The following is a 20515-nucleotide window of genomic DNA, read 5'->3' on the forward strand; positions in this document are numbered from 1 at the left end:
AGAAATCATGACCGACAAGCCACAGGTACCCGCCCGACCAGCCGACGAATCAGCGTCCGAGAGCCTCGAGGCAGCCGCGGTTGCCGCCTACCTGGGGGCTCATCCGGACTTTTTCGTCGAGCACGAAGAGCTGCTGCCGTCGTTGCGCATCCCGCACCGACGCGGCGACACCGTGTCGCTGGTCGAACGGCAGATGACCATCCTGCGCGACCGCAACATCGAGATGCGCCATCGCCTTTCGCATCTGATGGACGTGGCCCGCGACAACGATCGCCTGTTTGAAAAGACCCGCCGCCTGATTCTCGCGCTGATGGATGCATCGACCCTGGAAGACGTGGTCATCAGCGTTGAGGACAGCCTGCGTCAGGATTTCCAGGTGCCTTTCGTCAGCCTGATCCTGCTCGGCGACAACCCGGCACCGGTCGGCCGCTGGGTGACTCACGCCGACGCGCAAACCGCGATCGGTGGCCTGCTCACCGAAGGCAAAAGCGTCAGCGGCAGCCTGCGTGAACATGAGCTGGATTTCCTCTTCGGCGAAGAACAGCGCCAGCAGATCGGCTCGACCGCCGTGGTTGCCATCAGCCATCAGGGCATTCACGGCATTCTGGCCATCGCCAGCCGTGACCCGCAGCACTACAAGAGCTCGGTCGGCACCCTGTTCCTGAGCTACATCGCCGAGGTCATGGGCCGCGTGCTGCCACGGGTCAACAGCTCGCTGCGCTCGGTACGCTGACCATGGAACGACAACTGGACGCTTACTGCGAACATCTGCGCAGTGAGCGACAGGTGTCGCCGCACACCCTGTCGGCTTATCGCCGCGACCTCGATAAAGTCCTTGGCTGGTGCATCAAGCAGAACATCGGCAGTTGGGCCGCGCTGGATATCCAGCGCCTGCGCAGCCTGATCGCCCGGTTGCATGCGCAAGGCCAGTCCTCGCGCAGCCTCGCCCGCCTGCTCTCGGCGGTGCGCGGGCTCTATCACTACTTGAATCGCGAAGGCCTGTGCGACCACGACCCGGCCACCGGCCTGGCCCCGCCGAAAGGCGAACGACGCCTGCCGAAAACCCTTGATACCGATCGCGCATTGCAGCTGCTGGAAGGTGCGGTCGAGGACGATTTTCTCGCCCGGCGCGATCAGGCGATTCTGGAGCTGTTCTATTCCTCTGGCCTGCGCCTGTCCGAGCTGACCGGGCTCAATCTCGATCAACTCGACCTCGCCGACGGCATGGTTCAGGTGCTCGGCAAGGGCAGCAAGACCCGGCTGCTGCCAGTCGGCGCCAAGGCCCGCGAAGCCCTCGAACACTGGTTGCCGCTACGCGCAATGACCAACCCGGCAGACGATGCCGTATTTGTCAGCCAGCAGGGCCGACGCCTTGGCCCGCGCGCGATTCAGGTGCGGGTCAAACTGGCTGGCGAGCGCGAACTGGGGCAGAACCTGCACCCGCACATGCTCCGGCACTCCTTCGCCAGCCATTTGCTCGAGTCCTCGCAGGATCTGCGCGCGGTGCAGGAATTGCTCGGCCACTCCGATATCAAAACCACACAGATCTATACCCACCTCGACTTCCAGCATCTGGCGGCGATCTACGACAGCGCCCATCCCCGGGCCAAACGCATGAAAGGCGATGATTCATGAGCATTCAGTTGATCACCTTCGACCTCGACGACACCCTGTGGGACACCGCTCCGGTGATCGCCAGCGCCGAAACCGTGTTGCGCGAATGGCTGAGCGAACATGCCTCGGGTCTGGGCGCGGTGCCGGTGGAGCATTTGTGGTCGATTCGCGAGCGTGTGCTGGCGGGCGAACCGGGGCTCAAGCACCGCATCAGCGCGCTGCGTCGACGTGTGCTGTTCCATGCGCTGGAAGAAGCCGGGTATGCCCACGGCGAGGCCTCGGAGCTGGCTGACAAGGCTTTTGAAGTGTTCCTGCATGCGCGGCATCAGATCGAGGTGTTCCCGGAGGTCGAGCCGCTGCTGGAGCTGCTCGCCAATCATTACGCCCTCGGCGTGGTCACCAATGGCAATGCCGACGTGCGTCGGCTGGGGCTGGCGGATTACTTCAAGTTCGCCTTGTGCGCCGAAGACATCGGCATCGCCAAACCGGATGCGCGGCTGTTTCATGAAGCGTTGCAGCGCGGCGGTGTAAGCCCCGCAGCGGCGGTGCATGTCGGCGATCATCCTGGCGATGACATTGCCGGCGCTCAGCAGGCAGGCTTGCGCGCGGTGTGGTTCAACCCGACGGGCAAGGTCTGGGAAGCGGAGCGCTTGCCGGATGCGGAAATTCGCAGCCTGACCGAATTGCCCGTCGTCCTCTCCCGCTGGAATGCCACCTCGAAATAATCCACAAACCCTGTGGGAGCGAGCCTGCTCGCGAATGCGGTGTGTCATTCAACATGTATGTCGGCTGACATGCCCTCTTCGCGAGCAGGCTCGCTCCCACAGAGGACTGCATTTGCTTTCAACGGATTTATTTCAGGCATAAAAAAGCCCGCAGCGACGGCGGGCTTTTTCAGCAAGCGAGCGACGCGCCTCAGATAGGGCGGCTGCCGTACTTGTTATCCGGCTTCTTGGGCGGATCGGCGACCACGTTGGCCTCCACTTCCTGCACCTTGCCGCCGCGCGCAAGGAATTCTTCCATGGCCTTGGCCAGGGCGTCACGCTCCTTGTTCTTGGCTTCGATGCTCGGCAACTCGTCGACCGAGACCGCAGCCTTGGCTTTGCCTTTGGCAGCCGGGGCCGGCGTGTCGTCACCGCCATCGTCTTCGGTAACGTCTTCCGCTGCCGCTTCCAGGCCTTCCTCGGCCTCGTCTTCGTCGCCTACTTCGAGGTCGTCGTTTTCCAGATCATCGTCGCTCATGTTCTACCTCATGACTTGCCAAAAGCAGATTAGTTATAGACCAGCTTTGGCGGCTGTCGAAGCCGCCGTTGAAAAATCTTCTGCCGCTGCCCGGCAGCGGCTCATGCCTGTTCACCGTGCAAGGTGGCGAGGACTTTACGGGCACCGCCATGATCACGGTGCTCGCCCAGATAAATCCCTTGCCAGGTACCCAGTGCCAGCCGCCCTGCCGCAACCGGCAGACTGATCTGGCAACCGAGCACGCTGGCCTTGAAGTGCGCCGGGAGATCATCCGGGCCTTCGTCGTTGTGCTCGTAGCCGTCTGTTCCTTGTGGGATCAGACGATTGAAAAATCGTTCGAAGTCGCGACGAACTGCCGGATCGGCGTTCTCGTTGATGGTCAACGATGCCGACGTGTGCTGCAGCCACAAATGCAACAGACCGACCCGACAGGTCTTGAGTTCAGGCAAGCCTGCGAGTAACTCGTCCGTCACCAGATGAAAGCCCCGGGGCCTTGCCCGCAGGGTTATCAGAGTCTGTTGCCACATACAGTTCTCCGCTCGTTCGGGGCGCATTCTAGCGTGCTCTGAAAAAAAACAAAGGCCCTAATATTCCTGCAGCGATGTAAGCGATTGCCCGCAGAAAAAGCCTCGTCGTAAAGACGACCAAAGCCGTAAGAAAAATCCTTTCAGCCGCACCTTGAATGACAAATCCCGGACAAAAAAATGCCCGGCGAACCGGGCAATTTTTTTACCGCGCGTACTTACAGGTTGTAGCCGCGTTCGTTGTGTTGTGCCAGATCGAGGCCGACCGACTCTTCTTCCTCGGTTACGCGCAGACCCATGACGGCGTCCAGCACCTTGAGGATGATGAAAGTCACGATCGCGGTGTAGATCACCGTGAAGCCGACGCCTTTGATCTGAATCCAGACCTGCGCGCCGATGTCAGTCACGGTGCCGAAGCCGCCCAGTGCCGGTGCGGCAAACACACCAGTGAGGATCGCGCCGAGGATACCGCCGATACCGTGCACGCCGAAGGCATCCAGGGAGTCGTCATAGCCGAGTTTGCGTTTCAGGGTGGTGGCGCAGAAGAAGCACACCACGCCTGCGGCCAGACCGATCACCAGTGCACCCATCGGGCCTACAGTGCCAGCGGCCGGAGTGATCGCGACCAGACCGGCGACCACGCCCGAAGCAATCCCCAGTGCGCTTGGCTTGCCGTGGGTGACCCACTCGGCAAACATCCAGCCCAGTGCCGCAGCGGCCGTGGCGATCTGGGTAACCAGCATGGCCATACCGGCAGTGCCGTTGGCGGCTGCAGCGGAACCGGCGTTGAAGCCGAACCAGCCGACCCACAGCATCGCCGCGCCCATCAGGGTGTAGCCGAGGTTATGCGGAGCCATCGGTGTGGTCGGGAAGCCTTTGCGCTTGCCCAGTACCAGGCACGCGACCAGGCCGGCGATACCGGCGTTGATGTGCACCACGGTGCCGCCAGCGAAGTCGAGCACGCCCCAGTCCCACATCAGGCCGCCGTTACCGGACCAGACCATGTGCGCGATCGGTGCATAAACCAGCGTGAACCAGATGCCCATGAAGATCAGCATCGCGGAGAACTTCATGCGCTCGGCGAACGCACCGACGATCAGCGCCGGGGTGATGATCGCGAAGGTCATCTGGAAGGTGATGAACACCGCCTCAGGGAACAGCGCCGCCGGGCCGGTGATGCTCGAAGGCGTGACACCAGCGAGGAACGCCTTGCCCATGCCGCCGAAGAACGAATTGAAGTTGACGACGCCCTGTTCCATGCCGGTGGTGTCGAAGGCAATGCTGTAGCCATAAATGACCCACAGGATGCTGATCAGGCCGGTAATGGCGAAGCACTGCATCAGCACGGAAAGAATGTTTTTCGAGCGAACCATACCGCCGTAGAACAGCGCCAGGCCGGGGATGGTCATGAACAGCACGAGCGCTGTCGAGGTGAGCATCCAGGCGGTGTCGCCGGAATTGAGGACTGGCGCTGCCACTTCGTCTGCCGCCATGGCGATGCCGGGCATTACGATGGACAACAGGGCGCCTAGCCCTGCGAATTTACGCAGAGTCATATTGTTTTCTCCTGGGGCGTTGGGTTTGTGGCGGCGCTTAGATCGCGTCGGTATCGGTTTCGCCGGTACGGATGCGGATCGCCTGTTCCAGATTGACCACGAAGATCTTGCCGTCACCGATCTTGCCGGTGTTGGCCGCTTTGGTTATCGCCTCGATAACCCGATCCAGGTCCTTGTCGTCGATGGCCACGTCGATTTTCACCTTGGGCAGAAAATCGACCACATATTCCGCGCCGCGATACAGCTCGGTGTGACCCTTCTGCCGGCCGAAGCCTTTGACTTCAGTGACGGTAATGCCCTGCACGCCGATTTCGGACAGCGACTCGCGCACGTCGTCCAACTTGAACGGCTTGATGATGGCAGTGACTAGCTTCATGAAACTCTCTCCCGAATTGGTGGACTTGCCCCAGGAAAACAAACCCGTCTCAAGTCTAAGCGCAGTGCCTGGCTTTGTAACGCATCGTTGACGCCAGCTAACCGCATCAGACGAAACTCCCCGCTTCGTCTGCCGCACTGCATTCGTCACAGCGACTGCATCAGTGCATGGGTCGAGGGTGACTAAGCAGAAACCTTGCCAGCTCGGCAAAAACCCTGCATTTCAATCGCTTGGCACCTGTTGCAAGCGCTCGGGCAGAAAAGCTTTTGCCGATACGCACAACAACGGTGCGCCACCGTCCGTCCCCCTGCGCGAAAAGCGTGCATCCGTGCAACGGGATTGACTATAGACACTGCGTGATACACTGCCGGCCATTGTTTCCAGGACATTTCCCATGCTCGCGCCCAAAGACTTCCTCGACGCCCTGAGCGGCACCGCCTCCCGCCTCTTCAACGGCGACACCCCGCTGCCGAAAGCCGAAATCGAAAGCCAGTTCAAAATGCTGCTGCAAAGTGCCTTCAGCAAACTTGATCTGGTCAGCCGGGAAGAGTTCGATAGTCAGATGGTAGTGCTGGCGCGTACTCGCGCCCGCCTCGAAAGCCTCGAAGCCAAGGTTGCCGAGATGGAAGCGAAGCTGACACCGCCCGCTGAATAATTCGCGTCCCCTGTAGGAGCTGCCGAAGGCTGCGATCTTTTGATCTTCAGCCCTTCAACCATCCCCGCAACGTCCTACAACCTGCACCACCGCCGTCCGATTGCGCCGAAAAGCCCAAGTTTCTAAGCTCATCCGATGCTGAATGTTCAGCACCGGGTTTGGCGACCTGGATCGAATTTGACGCAATGCAACTAAACTCACACAGAGGTTTTTTCTCTCAACGAGTTATGGCGGCTTTGCGTGGGAGACCTCAGGGTCTGCCGGTTTCGAATTCACCGGTTCGCCAACCCGCGCATAGCTGCCACCCTTTTCGTTTGGCGACGAACAGAAGCAGTTTTCTTCACTTGAATTCGAGAACTGAACCATGGACGAAAACTACCTGACACCTAGCATCTTCACCCGCCACAAACTCCCCCTCAACGCACTCCTCATTCAGAACCAACCCTGGTTCTGCGCCCGAGACCTGAGCCGCCTGCTGCACATCTACCTCAACGAACGCATGCTGCGAAAACTCGACCCCGACCAATACCAAACCCGCAAAACCCTGATCCACAACCAGATCGAAAACACCCTGCTGATCAGCGAATCAGGCATCTACGCCCTCCTCGTCTACCACTACTGTCCCGAATACCGAGCGCTGCGCGAATGGCTCACCCACCAAGTCATCCCCACCCTGCGCGACGCCCAACTCCCCAGCACAAGCGAACGCCCACATCTCAGCTTGCTCAGTTGGCCGGACATGACGTTGAGTTTGCTGCACTGGAATAACCAGCCGTGGATACGGTTGCAGGATGTACCACACATGGTGACGGAGCGAGAACAAGCAAACCGCACGGTTGTGAACTCATGGTGGAGAAAGGCTCTGCAATTGATCTGAATTTTTGCGCTGCAACCTCACCAACGGTCATTTCAGTGATACCACTGAAATGACCTGTTTTGTGTCTTCGTTAACTCGCCCCCCCTACTCCGAAATCCTCCACTCACAGAAGTAACGTCCTACAAAACGCGTCCCCCACGTCTGATTTCGCTGCCCCCTCTCTGCTGGCTATCTTCTGCGACCAGATCCAAACAGATGAAAACAATGAGAAGAAAAGGCAAAGCAACGGATCTTCGCAACCAGACATTCAGATCAAACTCGCGAAAGATCGCCTACAAATTCTTTATAAAGAACATTGCCCCGAGAATCCCAAATATTGATGCAGCAGCGGTCAAGTTTGAGCCAATTACCCCAGCAGCGATAAAGCAATACTTTCTCTGGGAGGGGCCAACAATTTTCCCTTGGGATGACGTTGCAGACTGGAAAAGTAAAGATGCGAAAGGTCTGGATTTGGCGATATGGTTCAAACAGATTCTTTGCGGCATGTGCTATGCGACCCCGCGCGCAAGCTCTATCTGCTTAAAGATTATTCTGTTGGAAGGGCATCCGGACAGGGCGCACCCGCTTCGCGGCAGGATCGCGCCGATTGCTCTGCTTGTCGCAGATCACTATGCGCGAGCGCTAGGATGCAAAGAAATCGAAATTCAGGATCCTGATCCGAATGTTGTCTTTTACTACCGGAAACTGGGGTTCGAATTCGACCATACCAACCGGCTTGTCATTTCTGTGAACGGTCAATAACATCGAAATCAACAACCCAATCGTACGAGGTGCGTATGAGCCCAAAAAAGCGAAAGGCAAAGCTTCTTCAGATTGTTGAACTACATCTCGAAGCACTCCGGTTGGCTGGGGATATGTCAGCCAACCAACGGCGATTTATTGAAGTTGCTGTTACGTGTGGGCCAGAGCTTGAGCCAAGCGGCCCGCTGGCCGGTAGAAGATCCTGAGTCAAAAATAAAAAGGCGTCCATAGGACGCCTTTTTTGTGTTTGGAGGAGTAGTCGCAGCGATTCTTTAGCTCCTGGCTTTGCAACCATGGGTTCAGAATCCGACGAGCTGGCCCGTCGTCACTACTTCAGAGAAACCAGCTTTCTCTGCTGCCAAAAATGCGGGGGAGCTTTTACTGGTGCCCAGTCCCAACGAATGCGCAGTTGCAGTCCTCGAGCGGGAGGATCCGTCAATGCCGAGCGAGAGTCAACGCTCCAATTCAGGCAAGCACTGACAGCCCATCGGGTCTTGATACGTCTTGTAAACCTCTATTTCAGCACTGAAACCCGGCTCAACTATCCTTCAAAAACCCGCAGGAAGCGGCCCCCGATTCAACTCAAGGAACGACCATGTCCCTCTCCATCGTCCACAGTCGCGCCCAGGTTGGCGTGGAAGCCCCCGCTGTTACCGTCGAAGTCCATCTGGCCAACGGTCTGCCGTCGCTGACCATGGTCGGCCTGCCTGAAGCGGCGGTGAAGGAGAGCAAGGATCGCGTACGCAGCGCGATCATCAATTCCGGACTGCAATTTCCGGCGCGGCGGATCACCTTGAATCTGGCGCCGGCGGACCTGCCCAAGGATGGCGGGCGGTTTGATCTGGCGATTGCCTTGGGGATTCTGTCGGCGAGTGTGCAGGTGCCCTGCCTGACCCTGGACGAGGTGGAATGTCTGGGTGAGTTGGCGCTGTCGGGTGCCGTGCGGCCGGTGCGTGGCGTGCTGCCGGCGGCACTGGCGGCGCGCAAGGCCGGACGGGCGTTGGTGGTGCCTCGGGCCAATGCGGAAGAGGCATGCCTGGCCTCGGGCCTCAAGGTGTTTGCCGTCGATCATTTGCTGGAAGCGGTGGCGCATTTCAATGGGCACACGCCGGTGGAGCCTTACGTTTCCGATGGTTTGATGCACGCTGCCAAGCCCTATCCCGACCTCAACGAAGTGCAGGGGCAAACAGCCGCAAAGCGCGCACTGCTGATTGCCGCAGCGGGAGCTCACAATTTGTTGTTCAGCGGGCCACCGGGAACCGGCAAGACATTACTGGCCAGTCGTCTGCCGGGTTTGCTGCCGCCGCTTTCCGAATGCGAGGCGCTGGAAGTGGCAGCGATTCAATCGGTCGCCAGCGGGGTGCCTCTGACTCACTGGCCGCAACGCCCCTTCCGCCAACCACACCATTCGGCTTCAGGGCCGGCATTGGTCGGTGGCAGCTCGAAACCGCAACCCGGCGAGATCACCCTCGCCCACCACGGCGTGCTGTTTCTCGATGAGTTGCCGGAGTTTGATCGCAAGGTGTTGGAAGTTTTACGCGAGCCTTTGGAGTCGGGACATATCGTCATCGCGCGGGCCAAGGATCGCGTACGTTTCCCCGCGCGATTTCAATTGGTTGCCGCGATGAATCCGTGCCCCTGTGGATATCTCGGCGAACCCAGCGGCAAATGCTCGTGCACACCGGATATGGTCCAACGCTATCGCAACAAGCTGTCAGGGCCGCTGCTGGATCGTATCGATCTGCACCTGACCGTGGCGCGGGAGGCAACCGCGTTGAATCCGGCAGCCAAGCCCGGCGAAAACAGCGCCAGCGCTGCGGCTTTGGTGGCCGAGGCTCGCGAACGACAGCAGAAGCGTCAGGGCTGTGCCAATGCGTTTCTCGATCTGCCGGGATTGAAGCGGCACTGCAAGTTATCCACAGCCGATGAGACATGGCTGGAATCAGCCTGTGAACGGCTGACGCTTTCGCTGCGCTCGGCCCATCGCCTGCTCAAGGTCGCCCGCACTCTGGCAGACCTCGAGCAAGTCGATGCAATCAAGCGCGAACACTTGGCCGAGGCACTGCAATACCGGCCGGCGACACCTTAATGCTCGGTCAGATCAACCAGCGGCGTCTGGCGCACTTCGGTGTCGCGCCCGGCCTGAATATCGGTCACACGCTTCAGGGCGTTATCCACCGCAGCTTTATCGGCCAGCAGGCTGTAGCTGATCTGGAACTGCTTGTGTTCTTTTGGGGCGATGGTCGGCACCAGATTCAACGGCCGCTGATAGCGACGGTTGTAGGAAAAACTGGTTCCCGGTTCCAGGCCGGTGACGTAGCCCTGCCCCTGGGTGTCGGTGTTTTTCCACAGCGAGAACACCGGCAACTGCTCGGTGTTGAAGCCTACGGATACGCCGAGACTACCGGCCTTGTTGTGCAACACGGTCAAGGTGTCGCCCTTGGCGTCGGCGTAAGGCACGACGTTGTAGACGGTTTCGTCGTAATCCTTGGTCGGCGCGCGATAGGTCTGCCAGTCGGGCAGATCACCCTTGGCCTTGTCGTTGAACGGCGACACCTGCTTCACCGGCGCAGCGAATTTTGCCCCTTGCTCAAGAAACGGTGTGCTGAAATTGCTGTGATACAGCGCCTGATATTCCTTCGCATAGTCGCCGTTGTTGGTCAGAGTGTCGTTAAGGGCGAAGCTTGCGCTGCCCGGTTCGGTGACCAGTTCGGTCGCTACCGAGAAATCGACTTTCTTGAATGCCTGCTCTTTCAGCTCGCCACGCAGCGTGATGGCATACGGCGGCTTCTCGTCGATGTGCAGAGTGACGGTGCTGGCCGGGATGTTGGCGGCGCGACCGTGCAAGGTCAGCAATTCGCCGTTATCCATGCCGGGATGGCCAACCCACTCGTAACCGCAACGGGTGACCAGCTCATTGAAGCCTTCCAGCCAGCCCAGACCACCGCGACCGTTGAGCTCGATGAACGCCGGGTTGACCACGTCCTTGACCGGCGAATCCCAGCCCATGCGCACGTCGCCCACCGAGGCCTGCAACACGTTCATGCCACGGGTCGGCACCACCGAGAGTTTCATCGTGCCGTTATCGATGTCGACGATGCTGACGCCCTCCTGACGACCGCCATGCAGAGTACGCAGGGTCACGGAAAACGGTTTGGCGGTTTTTACACCGAGTTGCTCGCTGGTGATCGTCCAGTTTTTTGCCGGAGTATTGGCGTCGAGCAGGACATAGTCCCAGGCCATTGCGTGAGAAGCGGCAGAGAATACGCCGAGGGCGACGAGGAGTTTGAGCGGGGTCATGGCAGCAGCCTTTATTGGAGTTGTGCCATTTTTATAGCGCTGCGGAAACGTTTCAGCAAGTGCAAAGAAGCGGTGGGAGAAAAGCATTCGCAAGCAGGCTCGCTCCCACTGGGGTTTCCGGATTTCACAACCTTTGTGAATCACACCGAAAACTGTGGGAGCGAGCCTGCTCGCGGTAGCTGTTTCAAAGACGCATCAACGGAAGCGATCAACCTCGGAACGCAGATCCGCCGCCAGCTTCTCCAGCTCTTTCGCGGTGACAGCCAGGTTCGACACAACCTCACGCTGCTCACTGTTGGCCAGTGCGATGCTCTGCAAATTGCTGCTCAACAGAGTCGCAGTGCTGCTCTGTTCCTGAGTGGCGGTGGTGATCGCGGCGAACTGCTGGCCTGCCGAACGGCTCTGCTCGTCGATCCGCGCCAGCGCCGAGGCGACATTGGCGTTGCGCGACAGGCCTTCCTGCATCAGCACATTGCCCTGTTCCATGGTGCTGATGGCGTTGCCGGTTTCCTGTTGGATGCTGTGGATCATGCTGGAGATTTCGTCGGTCGCCTGACGGGTACGCGAGGCGAGGCTGCGCACTTCGTCCGCGACCACGGCAAAACCGCGACCTTGTTCACCGGCACGAGCGGCTTCGATGGCAGCGTTGAGCGCCAACAGGTTGGTCTGCTCGGCGATCGAGGTGATCACACCGACAATGCCGCCGATTTCCTGAGAACGCTGCCCCAGCGTGTTGATCACGCTGGCGGTGCTGTTCAGCGCACCGGCGATCTGCTCCAGCGACGACGACGCTTCTTCCATCGAGCTTCGGCCGATCTGGGTTTGCTGAGCGTTTTCCTGCGCCAGGCGCTGGGTCGCGCCCATGTTGTCGGCGATGTTCAACGACGTCGCGCTGAACTCTTCCACGGCGCCGGCCATGCTGGTGATTTCGCCCGACTGTTGCTCCATGCCTTCGTAAGCACCACCGGACAAACCGGACAGCGCCTGCGCACGGCTATTGACCTCTTCCGAAGCGCGGCGGATGTGCTCGACCATGGTCGACAGCGCCTGGCTCATCTGGTTGAACGCGCGGGACAGCTGCCCGATTTCATCGTGGCTCGATACGTTCAGACGCACGCTCAGATCACCAGCACCCAAGGCCTCAGCCTGACGCACCAGATCGCCCAACGGCGCGAGTTTGCTGCGCAGCAGCCAGACCACGGAACCGACCGCAAGCAACATCGCCAGCAGGCTGCCGATCGCCAGTTGCGTACCGACGCTCCAGGTCACCGCGCGGATCTCGGCTTTCGGCATGCTCGCCACCACCGACCACGGACCACCTTCAAACGGCACGGCGATGCTGTAGAAGTCCTCGCCCTTGTCGCTCCAGAACTCACCCTTGCCCGGGGTTTTCACCAGGTTGTTGATGGTCGGGGCGGCTTGATCCAGGTTTTCGACGCCGGCAATCGGCACCAGCCATTTGTTCTGCTCGTCGAGCAGGGCCAGCGAGCCGGTCTTGCCAATGCGGAAGCGCTTGAGATTGGCGAACTGCGCGTTCTGCGCGTCGGTGTAATCGAAACCTACGTACAACACGGCGATGATCTTGCCGCCCGCATCGCGCACCGGTGTGTACTGCGACATGTAGTAGCGCTCGAACAGCAGCGAGCGACCGACATAACTCTGCCCCGCCATCAACTTCGCGTAGGCCGGGTTGGCATGATCGAGCACGGTGCCGATGGCACGGGTGCCGTCCTGCTTGCTGACGTTGGTGCTGACGCGAATGAAGTCTTCGCCGCTGCGCACGAATACCGTGGCCACACCGGCGGTCATCTGCTTGAACTCGTCAACTTCCTTGAAGTTGTTGTTCAGCACTTCGTTGCCCAGATGCAGACCCGGGGTCTGCACGCCGGCCACGGTCACTGGCTGATCAGGGTGCACACTCAGGCCACTGCCGAAGCGTTTTTCGAACAGACCGCTCAGGCGCAGGGTGCTTTCGCGCAGCGTACCGTGGAAGGTACTCAGTTGATCGGCCAGCAGCCGGGCCTCACTGGCCAGATGCTCTTCACGGGTGGCGAGGTTGGCGGAATCCAGCGAACGCAAGGCGAACACCGTACTGCCGCTGATGACTATCGCCAGTATCACAGCAAGGGCAAGACCCAGCTGCGAGGCGATCCGAGCACGAGGTTGAGACATGAACAGCTCCTGGCCGAGCCACCGAATCCTCCTTGATCGCGGTAATTGCCCGGAAAATATTCTAATAGTGGGGTGTAACGCGGAACCGGCACGACGGTTCCACATGCTCGTAGTCGGCGGTAAAACCGAATACTTGAGCGGATTGCGTGGGTATGGCGCAGTAGTGGCATTGTGCCGGCTCGAACGTTTCAGCTCAAGCGCTCTACCGCCGGCAATTGCATGGCGCGGACTTCGCCTTGGAGAAAATCGCTGAGGCGGCGCAAACGTTCACCTCCCGGACGCGGTTTCGGCCACACCAGGTAATAATTCAGGCCACTGGCGACGGCGGTCGGCCACGGCAGGCTCAAGCGCCCTTGCGCAACATCTTCGGCAACCATCAACAGATCACCCATCGAAACGCCATAGCCGCGCGCCGCGGCGATCATGCCCAGCTCCAGCGTATCGAACACTTGTCCGCCCTTGAGCGAGACCTGATCGGACAGGCCCATGCGCTCCAGCCAACTGCGCCAATCGCGGCGATCCGGGGTCGGGTGCAGCAGTTCGGCGGTCGCAAGACGCGCTACATCCCAAGGTTGGTCATTGAGCAGGTTCGGCGCTCCGACCGGAATCAATTCCTCGGGAAACAGCAGGCTCGCTTCCCAGTCCGGCGGGAAATGCCCGTCACTGAGCAACACCGCGCAATCGAACGGTTCGTTGTTGAAGTCCACCGAATCAATGTCCATCCACGCGCTGGTCAGTTGCACCTCATTGCCCGGCTGCAAATGGCGGAAGCGACTCAACCGCGCCAGCAGCCAACGCATGGTCAGGGTCGATGGCGCTTTCATGCGCAGGATGTCGTCCTCGGCGCGCAAGGTATTGCAGGCGCGCTCGAGGGCGGCGAAGCCTTCGCGGATACCGGGTAGCAGCAGCCGTGCCGATTCGGTCAGTTGCAGGTTGCGCCCGCTGCGATGAAACAGCCGGCAGGCGAAGTGTTCTTCAAGGGTGCGCATGTGCCGACTGACCGCGCTCTGGGTGATCGACAATTCTTCCGCCGCGCGGGTGAACGAGCTGTGTCGCGCTGCCGCTTCGAATGCGCGCAGGGCATACAACGGCGGAAGGCGTCGGGACATACAAAAAGCTCCAGTAGCGGGGATATAGCCAATCCGGCGGGTACGTTTCAGGATGAGTATTAATCATGCCACCCATCCTTTTTATCCCTTTGTGCAACGCCTGCCAAGCGCCGAGAATCGACGCTCTTCTGTTCCCTCTGAAATTTGGGTGGTGATGACCATGCGGCATCCTGTGCGTACCGAACTCTGGGCCATCCTGCGGCTGGCGGGGCCGCTGATTGCTTCGCAGTTGGCGCACATGCTGATGGTGCTGACCGATACTCTGATGATGGCGCGCCTGAGCCCCGAGGCGCTGGCCGGGGGCGGCCTCGGTGCGGCGAGCTACTCGTTCGTGTCGATTTTCTGCATCGGCGTTATTGCAGCGGTCGGCACTCTGGTGGCGATCCGTCAGGGTGCCGGCGACATCATCGGTGCCGCGCGCCTGACCCAGGCCGGGTTGTGGCTGGCCTGGCTGATGGCCCTCGGCGCCGGGCTGCTGTTGTGGAACCTCAAACCGGTGTTGCTGCTGTTCGGCCAGACCGAAACCAACGTCAACGCCGCCGGGCAATTCCTCATCGCCCTGCCCTTCGCCCTGCCCGGTTATCTGAGCTTCATGGCGCTGCGCGGCTTTACCAGTGCAATCGGCCGGGCGACGCCAGTGATGGTCATCAGCCTCGCCGGCACGGTGGCCAACTTCCTGCTCAACTACGCGCTGATTACCGGCATGTTCGGCCTGCCGCAGCTGGGTCTGACCGGCATCGGTCTGGTCACGGCGATTGTCGCCAACTGCATGGCACTGGCGCTGGCCTGGCATATCCGCCGGCATCCGGCCTATGACGCTTATCCGTTGCGCGCCGGTCTGTCGCGGCCGAACCGGCAATACCTGAAAGAACTCTGGCGCCTGGGCCTGCCGATTGGCGGCACCTATGCGGTGGAAGTCGGGCTGTTTGCCTTTGCCGCGTTGTGCATGGGCACCATGGGCAGTACGCAAATGGGTGCGCATCAGATCGCCCTGCAGATCGTGTCGGTGGCCTTCATGGTCCCGGCCGGGATGTCCTATGCCATCACCATGCGCGTCGGCCAACACTACGGCGCCGGGCAACTGGTCGATGCACGGATGTCCGGGCGTGTCGGTATCGCTTTCGGCGCCGTGGTGATGCTCGGCTTCGCCCTGGTGTTCTGGCTGTGGCCGAACCAGTTGGTCGGCCTGTTCCTGGACCATAATGACCCGGCGTTTGCCGAGGTGATCCGTCTGGCGGTGAGCCTGCTGGCAGTAGCGGCGTGGTTCGAGCTGTTCGACGGCACGCAGACGATTGCCATGGGCTGCATTCGTGGGCTCAAGGATGCCAAAACCACATTTCTGGTCGGACTGGCTTGCTATTGGCTGATTGGCGCACCGGCGGCGTGGTGGATGGCGTTCCATTTGAACTGGGGGCCGACGGGCGTCTGGTGGGGATTGGCGCTGGGCCTGGCGTGTGCGGCGGTGAGTTTGACGCTGGCATTCGAATGGAAGATGCAGCGGATGATTCGGCGCGAGCCGCAAGCTCAAGGTTTCAACATCCCACAGGCCGAATGAGGGTTTCCTTTGTGGGAGCGAGCCTGCTCGCGAAGACCGAGTGTCAGGCCCAGATCATCCAGCTGACATAACGCCTTCGCGAGCAGGCTCGCTCCCACGGGGATTTGCGCCGGCCGCAACAATTGTGATCAACCGACGATTTCCAGGGCCGGCTGCTGGTTCGATCCAGACGTCAGATATTCCACCAGCTCATCCAACGGCAACGGCCGGCTGATCAGATAACCCTGCACCTGATCGCAGCCGAACCCGCGCAACAACTCCAGTTGCTCCGGCGTCTCGACGCCCTCGGCGACCACTTCCAGATGCAGGTTGTGCGCGAGGTTGATCATCGCGTGCACCAGTTTGCGGTTCTCTTCGCGCTGTTCCATGCCGCCGACAAAACTCTTGTCGATCTTCAGCAAGGTGATCGGCAGGCTGTTGAGGTGCACGAACGACGAAAACCCGGTGCCGAAATCGTCCAGGGAGAAGCGCACACCGAGGCGGCCGAGCGCATCCATGGTCTGTTTGACCAGATCGCTGCGCCGCATTACCGCGGTTTCGGTCAGTTCGAATTCCAGCCACTGCGCCTCGACGCCGCGCTCGGCAATCAGACGGCTGAGTGTCGGCAGCAACTGGCTGTCCTGAAACTGGCGGAACGACAGGTTGATCGCCATGTGCAGCGCCGGCAGCCCCTGCTCGCGCAAGGCCTGCATATCGCGCAAGGCGCGAGAAATCACCCAGTAACCCAATGGCACGATCAGACCGCTCTGCTCGGCCAGCGGCACAAATTCACTCGGTGGCAACAGACCGCGCTCGCCATGACGCCAGCGCACCAGCGCTTCGAGGCCGACAATCTGGCCATCCTCAAGATTCAGGCGTGGCTGGTAATGCAGTTCCAGCTCATCGCGGCGCAAGGCCCGGCGCAGCTCGCTTTCGAGGTCGGCCATGCTTCGTGCGTTGCGGTTGATGCGTTCGTTGAAGATATGAAAAGTGCAGCCCTGTGTGCTCTTGGCCTGCTGCATGGCGATGTGCGCGTGCCACATCAATGGATCGGCCCCGCCATTGGCGCGGGCATGGGCGATGCCAAGGCTGGAGCCGATCAGCAGGCTCTCGCCGTCGACCCAATAAGGTTCGGCCAACGCCTCAGTGATGCGTTCGGCCATCCACTCGGCGCGTTGCGGCGCGCGGCGGGTATCGATCAGCAGAGCGAATTCATCGCTGCCCAGCCGTGCCAGTTGATCGCCGGCCTCCAGCTGACTTTTCAGCCGCGCGACGACCTGCAGAATCAGACGATCGCCGGCCTGATGCCCGAGGGCGTCGTTGGCATGGCGAAAATTGTCGAGATCGAGATGGCCGAGGGCGAGACCGCGCCCGTCGCCTTCGGCAAGACGCGCAGTAAGCAGAGTCTGAAAGCCCTGGCGATTGGCGATGCCGGTCAGCGGATCCTGTTCGGCGAGACGCTGGAGAGTGTTTTCCAGCACGCCGCGTTCGCGCACATGGCGCAGGCAACGCTGGAGCATGCCGGCGTCGAGGGCGTCGAATACCAGCCAGTCGCTGACACCGACCGGCGCAGTGGCCGGTTCGTGCTCCAGCAGCAGAACGGTCGGCAGGCTGCAACGACCGGGCGGCGGTTGCAACGCTGGCAGGGTCAGCAGTACCGCGTGGCGGTTGTCTTCGAACAGGCGGCTGACCGAATCCCAGTTCGGCGCGCTGATCAGCACCGCCGCGCTCCCCATCGGAGCCAGACACTCACGCAACAACGCTGTCCACGCTGGCTCTTCGGCCAGTAGCAGCAAACGCAAGGGTTCGACAGGCGTAGACAAGCTGACTCCCTAGACTCTGCAATGATGTAGGCGGGGCATTATGCCGGTGTGCTGAACAATGACCAATGCGTTGTCTGATGACAACGGCCTCGAAACGTTATTTTGTGTCACGAATGAGAACATTAGCCGCAAAATCCCCGCGCATCCTGCGTGAAAGTAACAAAACCGGCAAATTTGAATCGCGTGTTGCGTCACAAGTCGGACAGAGCAGCACAAATCGCTGAGCCTGTTAAAATGCCGGCCCATTTCGTCAACGACTCCCGAATTTTCGTATGTCCCGACTCAATCCCCGGCAGCAAGAAGCCGTGAACTACGTCGGCGGCCCTCTATTGGTGCTCGCCGGTGCTGGCTCCGGCAAGACCAGCGTGATCACGCGCAAGATCGCGCACCTGATTCAGAACTGCGGCATCCGCGCCCAGTACATCGTCGCCATGACCTTTACCAACAAGGCAGCGCGCGAAATGAAAGAGCGGGTCGGCACCCTGTTGCGTGCCGGCGAAGGACGCGGCCTGACCGTCTGCACCTTCCACAACCTGGGCTTGAACATTATCCGCAAGGAGCATGCGCGGCTGGGCTACAAACCCGGTTTCTCGATCTTCGACGAGACCGACGTCAAAGCCCTGATGACCGACATCATGCAGAAGGAATACGCAGGCGACGACGGCGTCGACGAGATCAAGAACATGATCGGCGCCTGGAAAAACGACCTGATCCTGCCCGCCCAGGCCCTGGAAAACGCGCGCAATCCCAAGGAACAGACCGCCGCGATCGTCTACACCCACTACCAGCGCACGCTCAAGGCGTTCAACGCGGTGGACTTCGATGACCTGATCCTGCTGCCAGTAAAGCTCCTCGAAGAACACGCCGACATTCTCGAAAAGTGGCAGAACAAGGTCCGTTACCTGCTCGTCGACGAATACCAGGACACCAACGCCAGTCAGTATCTGTTGGTGAAGATGCTCATCGGCAAGCGCAACCAGTTCACCGTGGTGGGCGACGATGACCAGTCGATCTATGCCTGGCGTGGCGCGCGCCCGGAAAACCTGATGCTGCTCAAGGACGACTACCCGTCCTTGAAAGTGGTCATGCTCGAGCAGAACTACCGCTCCACCAGCCGCATCCTGCGCTGCGCCAACGTGCTGATCTCGAACAATCCGCACGAATTCGAAAAACAGTTGTGGAGCGAGATGGGCCACGGCGACGAGATCCGCGTGATCCGCTGCCGCAACGAGGACGCCGAAGCCGAGCGCGTGGCCATGGAAATCCTCAGCCTGCACTTGCGCACCGACCGCCCGTACAGCGATTTCGCCATTCTCTATCGCGGTAACTACCAGGCCAAGCTGATCGAATTGAAGCTGCAGCACCACCAAGTGCCGTATCGCCTGAGCGGCGGCAACAGCTTCTTCGGTCGTCAGGAAGTGAAGGACCTGATGGCCTACTTCCGCCTGATCGTCAATCCGGATGACGACAACGCCTTCCTGCGCGTGATCAACGTGCCGCGTCGCGAGATCGGCTCGACCACCCTGGAAAAGCTCGGCAACTACGCCACCGAACGCAAGATCTCGATGTACGCCGCCACCGACGAAATTGGCCTGGGCGAACATCTCGACAGCCGCTTTACTGATCGCCTGGCGCGCTTCAAGCGCTTCATGGACAAGGTCCGCGAGCAGTGCGCCGGCGAAGATCCGATTTCGGCGCTGCGCAGCATGGTCATGGACATCGACTACGAGAACTGGCTGCGCACCAACAGCTCCAGCGACAAGGCGGCGGACTACCGCATGGGCAACGTCTGGTTCCTGATCGAGGCGTTGAAAAACACCCTCGAGAAAGACGAAGACGGCGAAATGACCGTCGAAGACGCCATCGGCAAACTGGTGCTGCGTGACATGCTCGAGCGCCAGCAGGAAGAAGAGGACGGTGCCGAAGGTGTGCAGATGATGACGCTGCATGCGTCCAAAGGGCTGGAATTTCCCTACGTGTTCATCATGGGCATGGAAGAGGAAATCCTCCCGCATCGTTCCAGCATCGAAGCCGACACCATCGAAGAAGAGCGTCGCCTGGCCTACGTGGGCATCACCCGCGCCCGCCAGACCCTGGCCTTCACCTTCGCAGCCAAGCGCAAGCAGTACGGCGAAATCATCGACTGCGCGCCGAGCCGCTTCCTCGATGAACTGCCGCCGGACGATCTGGCCTGGGAAGGCAACGACGACACCCCGACTGAAGTCAAAGCCGTGCGTGGCAATAGCGCATTGGCCGATATACGCGCGATGTTAAAGCGCTAGAATCGACTACTTTTTAATCTACCTTCGGCGCCCATCGCGCCAACAGAGGAAGCTGTTGTGGAAGCACTGCACAAAAAAATCCGCGAAGAAGGCATCGTGCTTTCCGATCAGGTCCTGAAAGTCGACGCTTTCCTGAACCACCAGATCGACCCGGCCCTGATGAAGCTCATCGGTGACGAATTCGCCGCGCTGTTCAAGGATTCCGGGATCACCAAGATCGTCACCATCGAGGCCTCAGGCATCGCCCCGGCGATCATGACCGGTCTGAACCTCGGCGTGCCGGTGATCTTCGCCCGCAAGCAACAGTCGCTGACCCTGACTGAAAACCTGCTCTCGGCGACCGTCTACTCGTTCACCAAGAAGACCGAAAGCACCGTGGCCATTTCCCCGCGCCACCTGACCAGCAGCGACCGCGTGCTGATCATCGACGATTTCCTGGCCAACGGTAAGGCCTCGCAAGCGCTGATCTCGATCATCAAACAGGCCGGCGCCACCGTCGCCGGTCTGGGCATCGTCATCGAAAAGTCGTTCCAGGGCGGCCGCGCCGAACTGGACTCGCAGGGCTACCGCGTTGAGTCGCTGGCCCGGGTGCAATCGCTGAAGGATGGCGTCGTTACCTTCATCGAGTAACCAGCGGCACCGAGTTTCCCCTGTGGGAGCGAGCCTGCTCGCGAATGCATTGTGTCAGTCACCCTGTTGAGTGAATGACA

Annotated in this window: 18 protein-coding genes; 10 read left to right on the forward strand and 8 right to left on the reverse strand. The window is 60.2% G+C overall.

All coding sequences use genetic code 11. The annotated features are described in order from the left end of the window. The first annotated feature begins 7 nt into the window (after positions 1 to 7). Genes AC0Z5Z_RS01890 through AC0Z5Z_RS01900 form a run of 3 tightly spaced genes read left to right on the forward strand, consistent with a single transcriptional unit; the run spans position 8 to position 2339 of the window. Positions 8 to 733, forward strand: a complete 726-nt coding sequence (locus AC0Z5Z_RS01890; protein WP_315434573.1) for a DUF484 family protein — start codon at positions 8 to 10, stop codon at positions 731 to 733. Between the two features lie 2 nt (positions 734 to 735). Beyond that, on the forward strand, positions 736 to 1635 hold the full coding sequence (xerC, locus tag AC0Z5Z_RS01895; protein ID WP_252877097.1) for a tyrosine recombinase XerC: 900 nt from the start codon (positions 736 to 738) through the stop codon (positions 1633 to 1635). Then, the gene (locus AC0Z5Z_RS01900; protein WP_056791630.1) at positions 1632 to 2339 is read left to right on the forward strand and encodes an HAD family hydrolase; all 708 of its coding nucleotides are present in this window, start codon (positions 1632 to 1634) and stop codon (positions 2337 to 2339) included. The genes xerC and AC0Z5Z_RS01900 overlap by 4 nt, the downstream gene beginning before the upstream one ends. Before the next feature lie 190 nt (positions 2340 to 2529). Here AC0Z5Z_RS01900 and sutA read toward each other — a convergent pair whose 3' ends face one another. From sutA to glnK, 4 genes are all read right to left on the reverse strand, one after another. Continuing rightward, positions 2530 to 2856 (reverse strand): transcriptional regulator SutA, encoded by a 327-nt coding sequence (sutA, locus tag AC0Z5Z_RS01905; RefSeq protein WP_056791627.1) that lies wholly within the window; start codon positions 2854 to 2856, stop codon positions 2530 to 2532. A 101-nt stretch (positions 2857 to 2957) separates the two neighbouring features. Then, positions 2958 to 3383 carry a secondary thiamine-phosphate synthase enzyme YjbQ gene (locus tag AC0Z5Z_RS01910; RefSeq protein WP_024014775.1) on the reverse strand — a complete coding sequence of 142 codons (426 nt, stop codon included), beginning with the start codon at positions 3381 to 3383 and terminating at the stop codon, positions 2958 to 2960. 215 nt (positions 3384 to 3598) lie between these two features. Next, positions 3599 to 4936 carry an ammonium transporter gene (locus AC0Z5Z_RS01915; protein ID WP_041476939.1) on the reverse strand — a complete coding sequence of 446 codons (1338 nt, stop codon included), beginning with the start codon at positions 4934 to 4936 and terminating at the stop codon, positions 3599 to 3601. 37 nt (positions 4937 to 4973) lie between these two features. Then, entirely contained in the window at positions 4974 to 5312 is a 339-nt protein-coding gene (gene glnK / locus AC0Z5Z_RS01920; protein WP_002555808.1) for a P-II family nitrogen regulator, read from the reverse strand. Positions 5313 to 5706: 394 nt separating this feature from the next. Between glnK and AC0Z5Z_RS01925 the strand changes: the two genes are divergently transcribed. The 4 genes from AC0Z5Z_RS01925 (at position 5707) to AC0Z5Z_RS01940 (ending at position 9674) form a co-directional block, all read left to right on the forward strand. Further along, positions 5707 to 5967 (forward strand): accessory factor UbiK family protein, encoded by a 261-nt coding sequence (locus AC0Z5Z_RS01925; RefSeq protein WP_008086041.1) that lies wholly within the window; start codon positions 5707 to 5709, stop codon positions 5965 to 5967. Positions 5968 to 6331: 364 nt separating this feature from the next. After that, positions 6332 to 6844 (forward strand): BRO-N domain-containing protein, encoded by a 513-nt coding sequence (locus AC0Z5Z_RS01930; RefSeq protein ID WP_252877099.1) that lies wholly within the window; start codon positions 6332 to 6334, stop codon positions 6842 to 6844. Between the two features lie 195 nt (positions 6845 to 7039). Continuing rightward, complete coding sequence (locus tag AC0Z5Z_RS01935; protein WP_457264931.1) at positions 7040 to 7585, forward strand: N-acetyltransferase; 546 nt, start codon at positions 7040 to 7042, stop codon at positions 7583 to 7585. Between the two features lie 595 nt (positions 7586 to 8180). Beyond that, entirely contained in the window at positions 8181 to 9674 is a 1494-nt protein-coding gene (locus AC0Z5Z_RS01940) for a YifB family Mg chelatase-like AAA ATPase (protein WP_485610631.1), read from the forward strand. Here the strand turns inward: AC0Z5Z_RS01940 and AC0Z5Z_RS01945 are convergent. The 3 genes from AC0Z5Z_RS01945 to AC0Z5Z_RS01955 form a co-directional block, all read right to left on the reverse strand. Next, on the reverse strand, positions 9671 to 10885 hold the full coding sequence (locus tag AC0Z5Z_RS01945; protein WP_485610632.1) for an aldose 1-epimerase family protein: 1215 nt from the start codon (positions 10883 to 10885) through the stop codon (positions 9671 to 9673). The genes AC0Z5Z_RS01940 and AC0Z5Z_RS01945 overlap by 4 nt on opposite strands. A gap of 195 nt (positions 10886 to 11080) precedes the next feature. Continuing rightward, positions 11081 to 13057, reverse strand: coding sequence for a methyl-accepting chemotaxis protein (locus AC0Z5Z_RS01950; protein WP_016772578.1), 1977 nt, complete (start codon positions 13055 to 13057; stop codon positions 11081 to 11083). A gap of 188 nt (positions 13058 to 13245) precedes the next feature. After that, positions 13246 to 14166, reverse strand: a complete 921-nt coding sequence (locus AC0Z5Z_RS01955; protein WP_024014781.1) for a LysR substrate-binding domain-containing protein — start codon at positions 14164 to 14166, stop codon at positions 13246 to 13248. 160 nt (positions 14167 to 14326) lie between these two features. Here AC0Z5Z_RS01955 and AC0Z5Z_RS01960 point away from each other — a divergent pair, with 160 nt between their 5' ends. Continuing rightward, the gene (locus AC0Z5Z_RS01960; RefSeq protein ID WP_150637108.1) at positions 14327 to 15721 is read left to right on the forward strand and encodes a NorM family multidrug efflux MATE transporter; all 1395 of its coding nucleotides are present in this window, start codon (positions 14327 to 14329) and stop codon (positions 15719 to 15721) included. Between the two features lie 128 nt (positions 15722 to 15849). On the opposite strand, the gene AC0Z5Z_RS01965 is transcribed toward AC0Z5Z_RS01960, so the two are convergent. Next, complete coding sequence (locus tag AC0Z5Z_RS01965) at positions 15850 to 17523, reverse strand: putative bifunctional diguanylate cyclase/phosphodiesterase (RefSeq protein ID WP_056791613.1); 1674 nt, start codon at positions 17521 to 17523, stop codon at positions 15850 to 15852. Between the two features lie 272 nt (positions 17524 to 17795). Between AC0Z5Z_RS01965 and rep the strand changes: the two genes are divergently transcribed. Both rep and AC0Z5Z_RS01975 read left to right on the forward strand, forming a co-directional pair. Continuing rightward, complete coding sequence (rep, locus tag AC0Z5Z_RS01970) at positions 17796 to 19805, forward strand: DNA helicase Rep (protein WP_280038047.1); 2010 nt, start codon at positions 17796 to 17798, stop codon at positions 19803 to 19805. A gap of 57 nt (positions 19806 to 19862) precedes the next feature. Further along, entirely contained in the window at positions 19863 to 20435 is a 573-nt protein-coding gene (locus AC0Z5Z_RS01975; protein WP_016772573.1) for a xanthine phosphoribosyltransferase, read from the forward strand. The last annotated feature ends 80 nt before the right edge of the window (positions 20436 to 20515 follow it).

It is taken from the genome of Pseudomonas sp. 1L-E-NC-VB-C3 (assembly GCF_057291535.1).

What these genes read in the sequence shown, in the direction of transcription:
- AC0Z5Z_RS01930 (WP_252877099.1), top strand. Translation starts at nt 6,332, where the DNA reads ATGGACGAAAACTACCTGACACCTAGCATCTTCACCCGCCACAAACTC.
- AC0Z5Z_RS01925 (WP_008086041.1), top strand. Translation starts at nt 5,707, where the DNA reads ATGCTCGCGCCCAAAGACTTCCTCGACGCCCTGAGCGGCACCGCCTCC.
- AC0Z5Z_RS01915 (WP_041476939.1), bottom strand. Translation starts at nt 4,936, where the DNA reads ATGACTCTGCGTAAATTCGCAGGGCTAGGCGCCCTGTTGTCCATCGTA.
- AC0Z5Z_RS01960 (WP_150637108.1), top strand. Translation starts at nt 14,327, where the DNA reads ATGCGGCATCCTGTGCGTACCGAACTCTGGGCCATCCTGCGGCTGGCG.
- AC0Z5Z_RS01950 (WP_016772578.1), bottom strand. Translation starts at nt 13,057, where the DNA reads ATGTCTCAACCTCGTGCTCGGATCGCCTCGCAGCTGGGTCTTGCCCTT.
- AC0Z5Z_RS01940 (WP_485610631.1), top strand. Translation starts at nt 8,181, where the DNA reads ATGTCCCTCTCCATCGTCCACAGTCGCGCCCAGGTTGGCGTGGAAGCC.
- rep (WP_280038047.1), top strand. Translation starts at nt 17,796, where the DNA reads ATGTCCCGACTCAATCCCCGGCAGCAAGAAGCCGTGAACTACGTCGGC.
- AC0Z5Z_RS01935 (WP_457264931.1), top strand. Translation starts at nt 7,040, where the DNA reads ATGAAAACAATGAGAAGAAAAGGCAAAGCAACGGATCTTCGCAACCAG.
- glnK (WP_002555808.1), bottom strand. Translation starts at nt 5,312, where the DNA reads ATGAAGCTAGTCACTGCCATCATCAAGCCGTTCAAGTTGGACGACGTG.
- AC0Z5Z_RS01900 (WP_056791630.1), top strand. Translation starts at nt 1,632, where the DNA reads ATGAGCATTCAGTTGATCACCTTCGACCTCGACGACACCCTGTGGGAC.
- AC0Z5Z_RS01910 (WP_024014775.1), bottom strand. Translation starts at nt 3,383, where the DNA reads ATGTGGCAACAGACTCTGATAACCCTGCGGGCAAGGCCCCGGGGCTTT.
- sutA (WP_056791627.1), bottom strand. Translation starts at nt 2,856, where the DNA reads ATGAGCGACGATGATCTGGAAAACGACGACCTCGAAGTAGGCGACGAA.
- AC0Z5Z_RS01890 (WP_315434573.1), top strand. Translation starts at nt 8, where the DNA reads ATGACCGACAAGCCACAGGTACCCGCCCGACCAGCCGACGAATCAGCG.
- AC0Z5Z_RS01945 (WP_485610632.1), bottom strand. Translation starts at nt 10,885, where the DNA reads ATGACCCCGCTCAAACTCCTCGTCGCCCTCGGCGTATTCTCTGCCGCT.
- AC0Z5Z_RS01955 (WP_024014781.1), bottom strand. Translation starts at nt 14,166, where the DNA reads ATGTCCCGACGCCTTCCGCCGTTGTATGCCCTGCGCGCATTCGAAGCG.
- xerC (WP_252877097.1), top strand. Translation starts at nt 736, where the DNA reads ATGGAACGACAACTGGACGCTTACTGCGAACATCTGCGCAGTGAGCGA.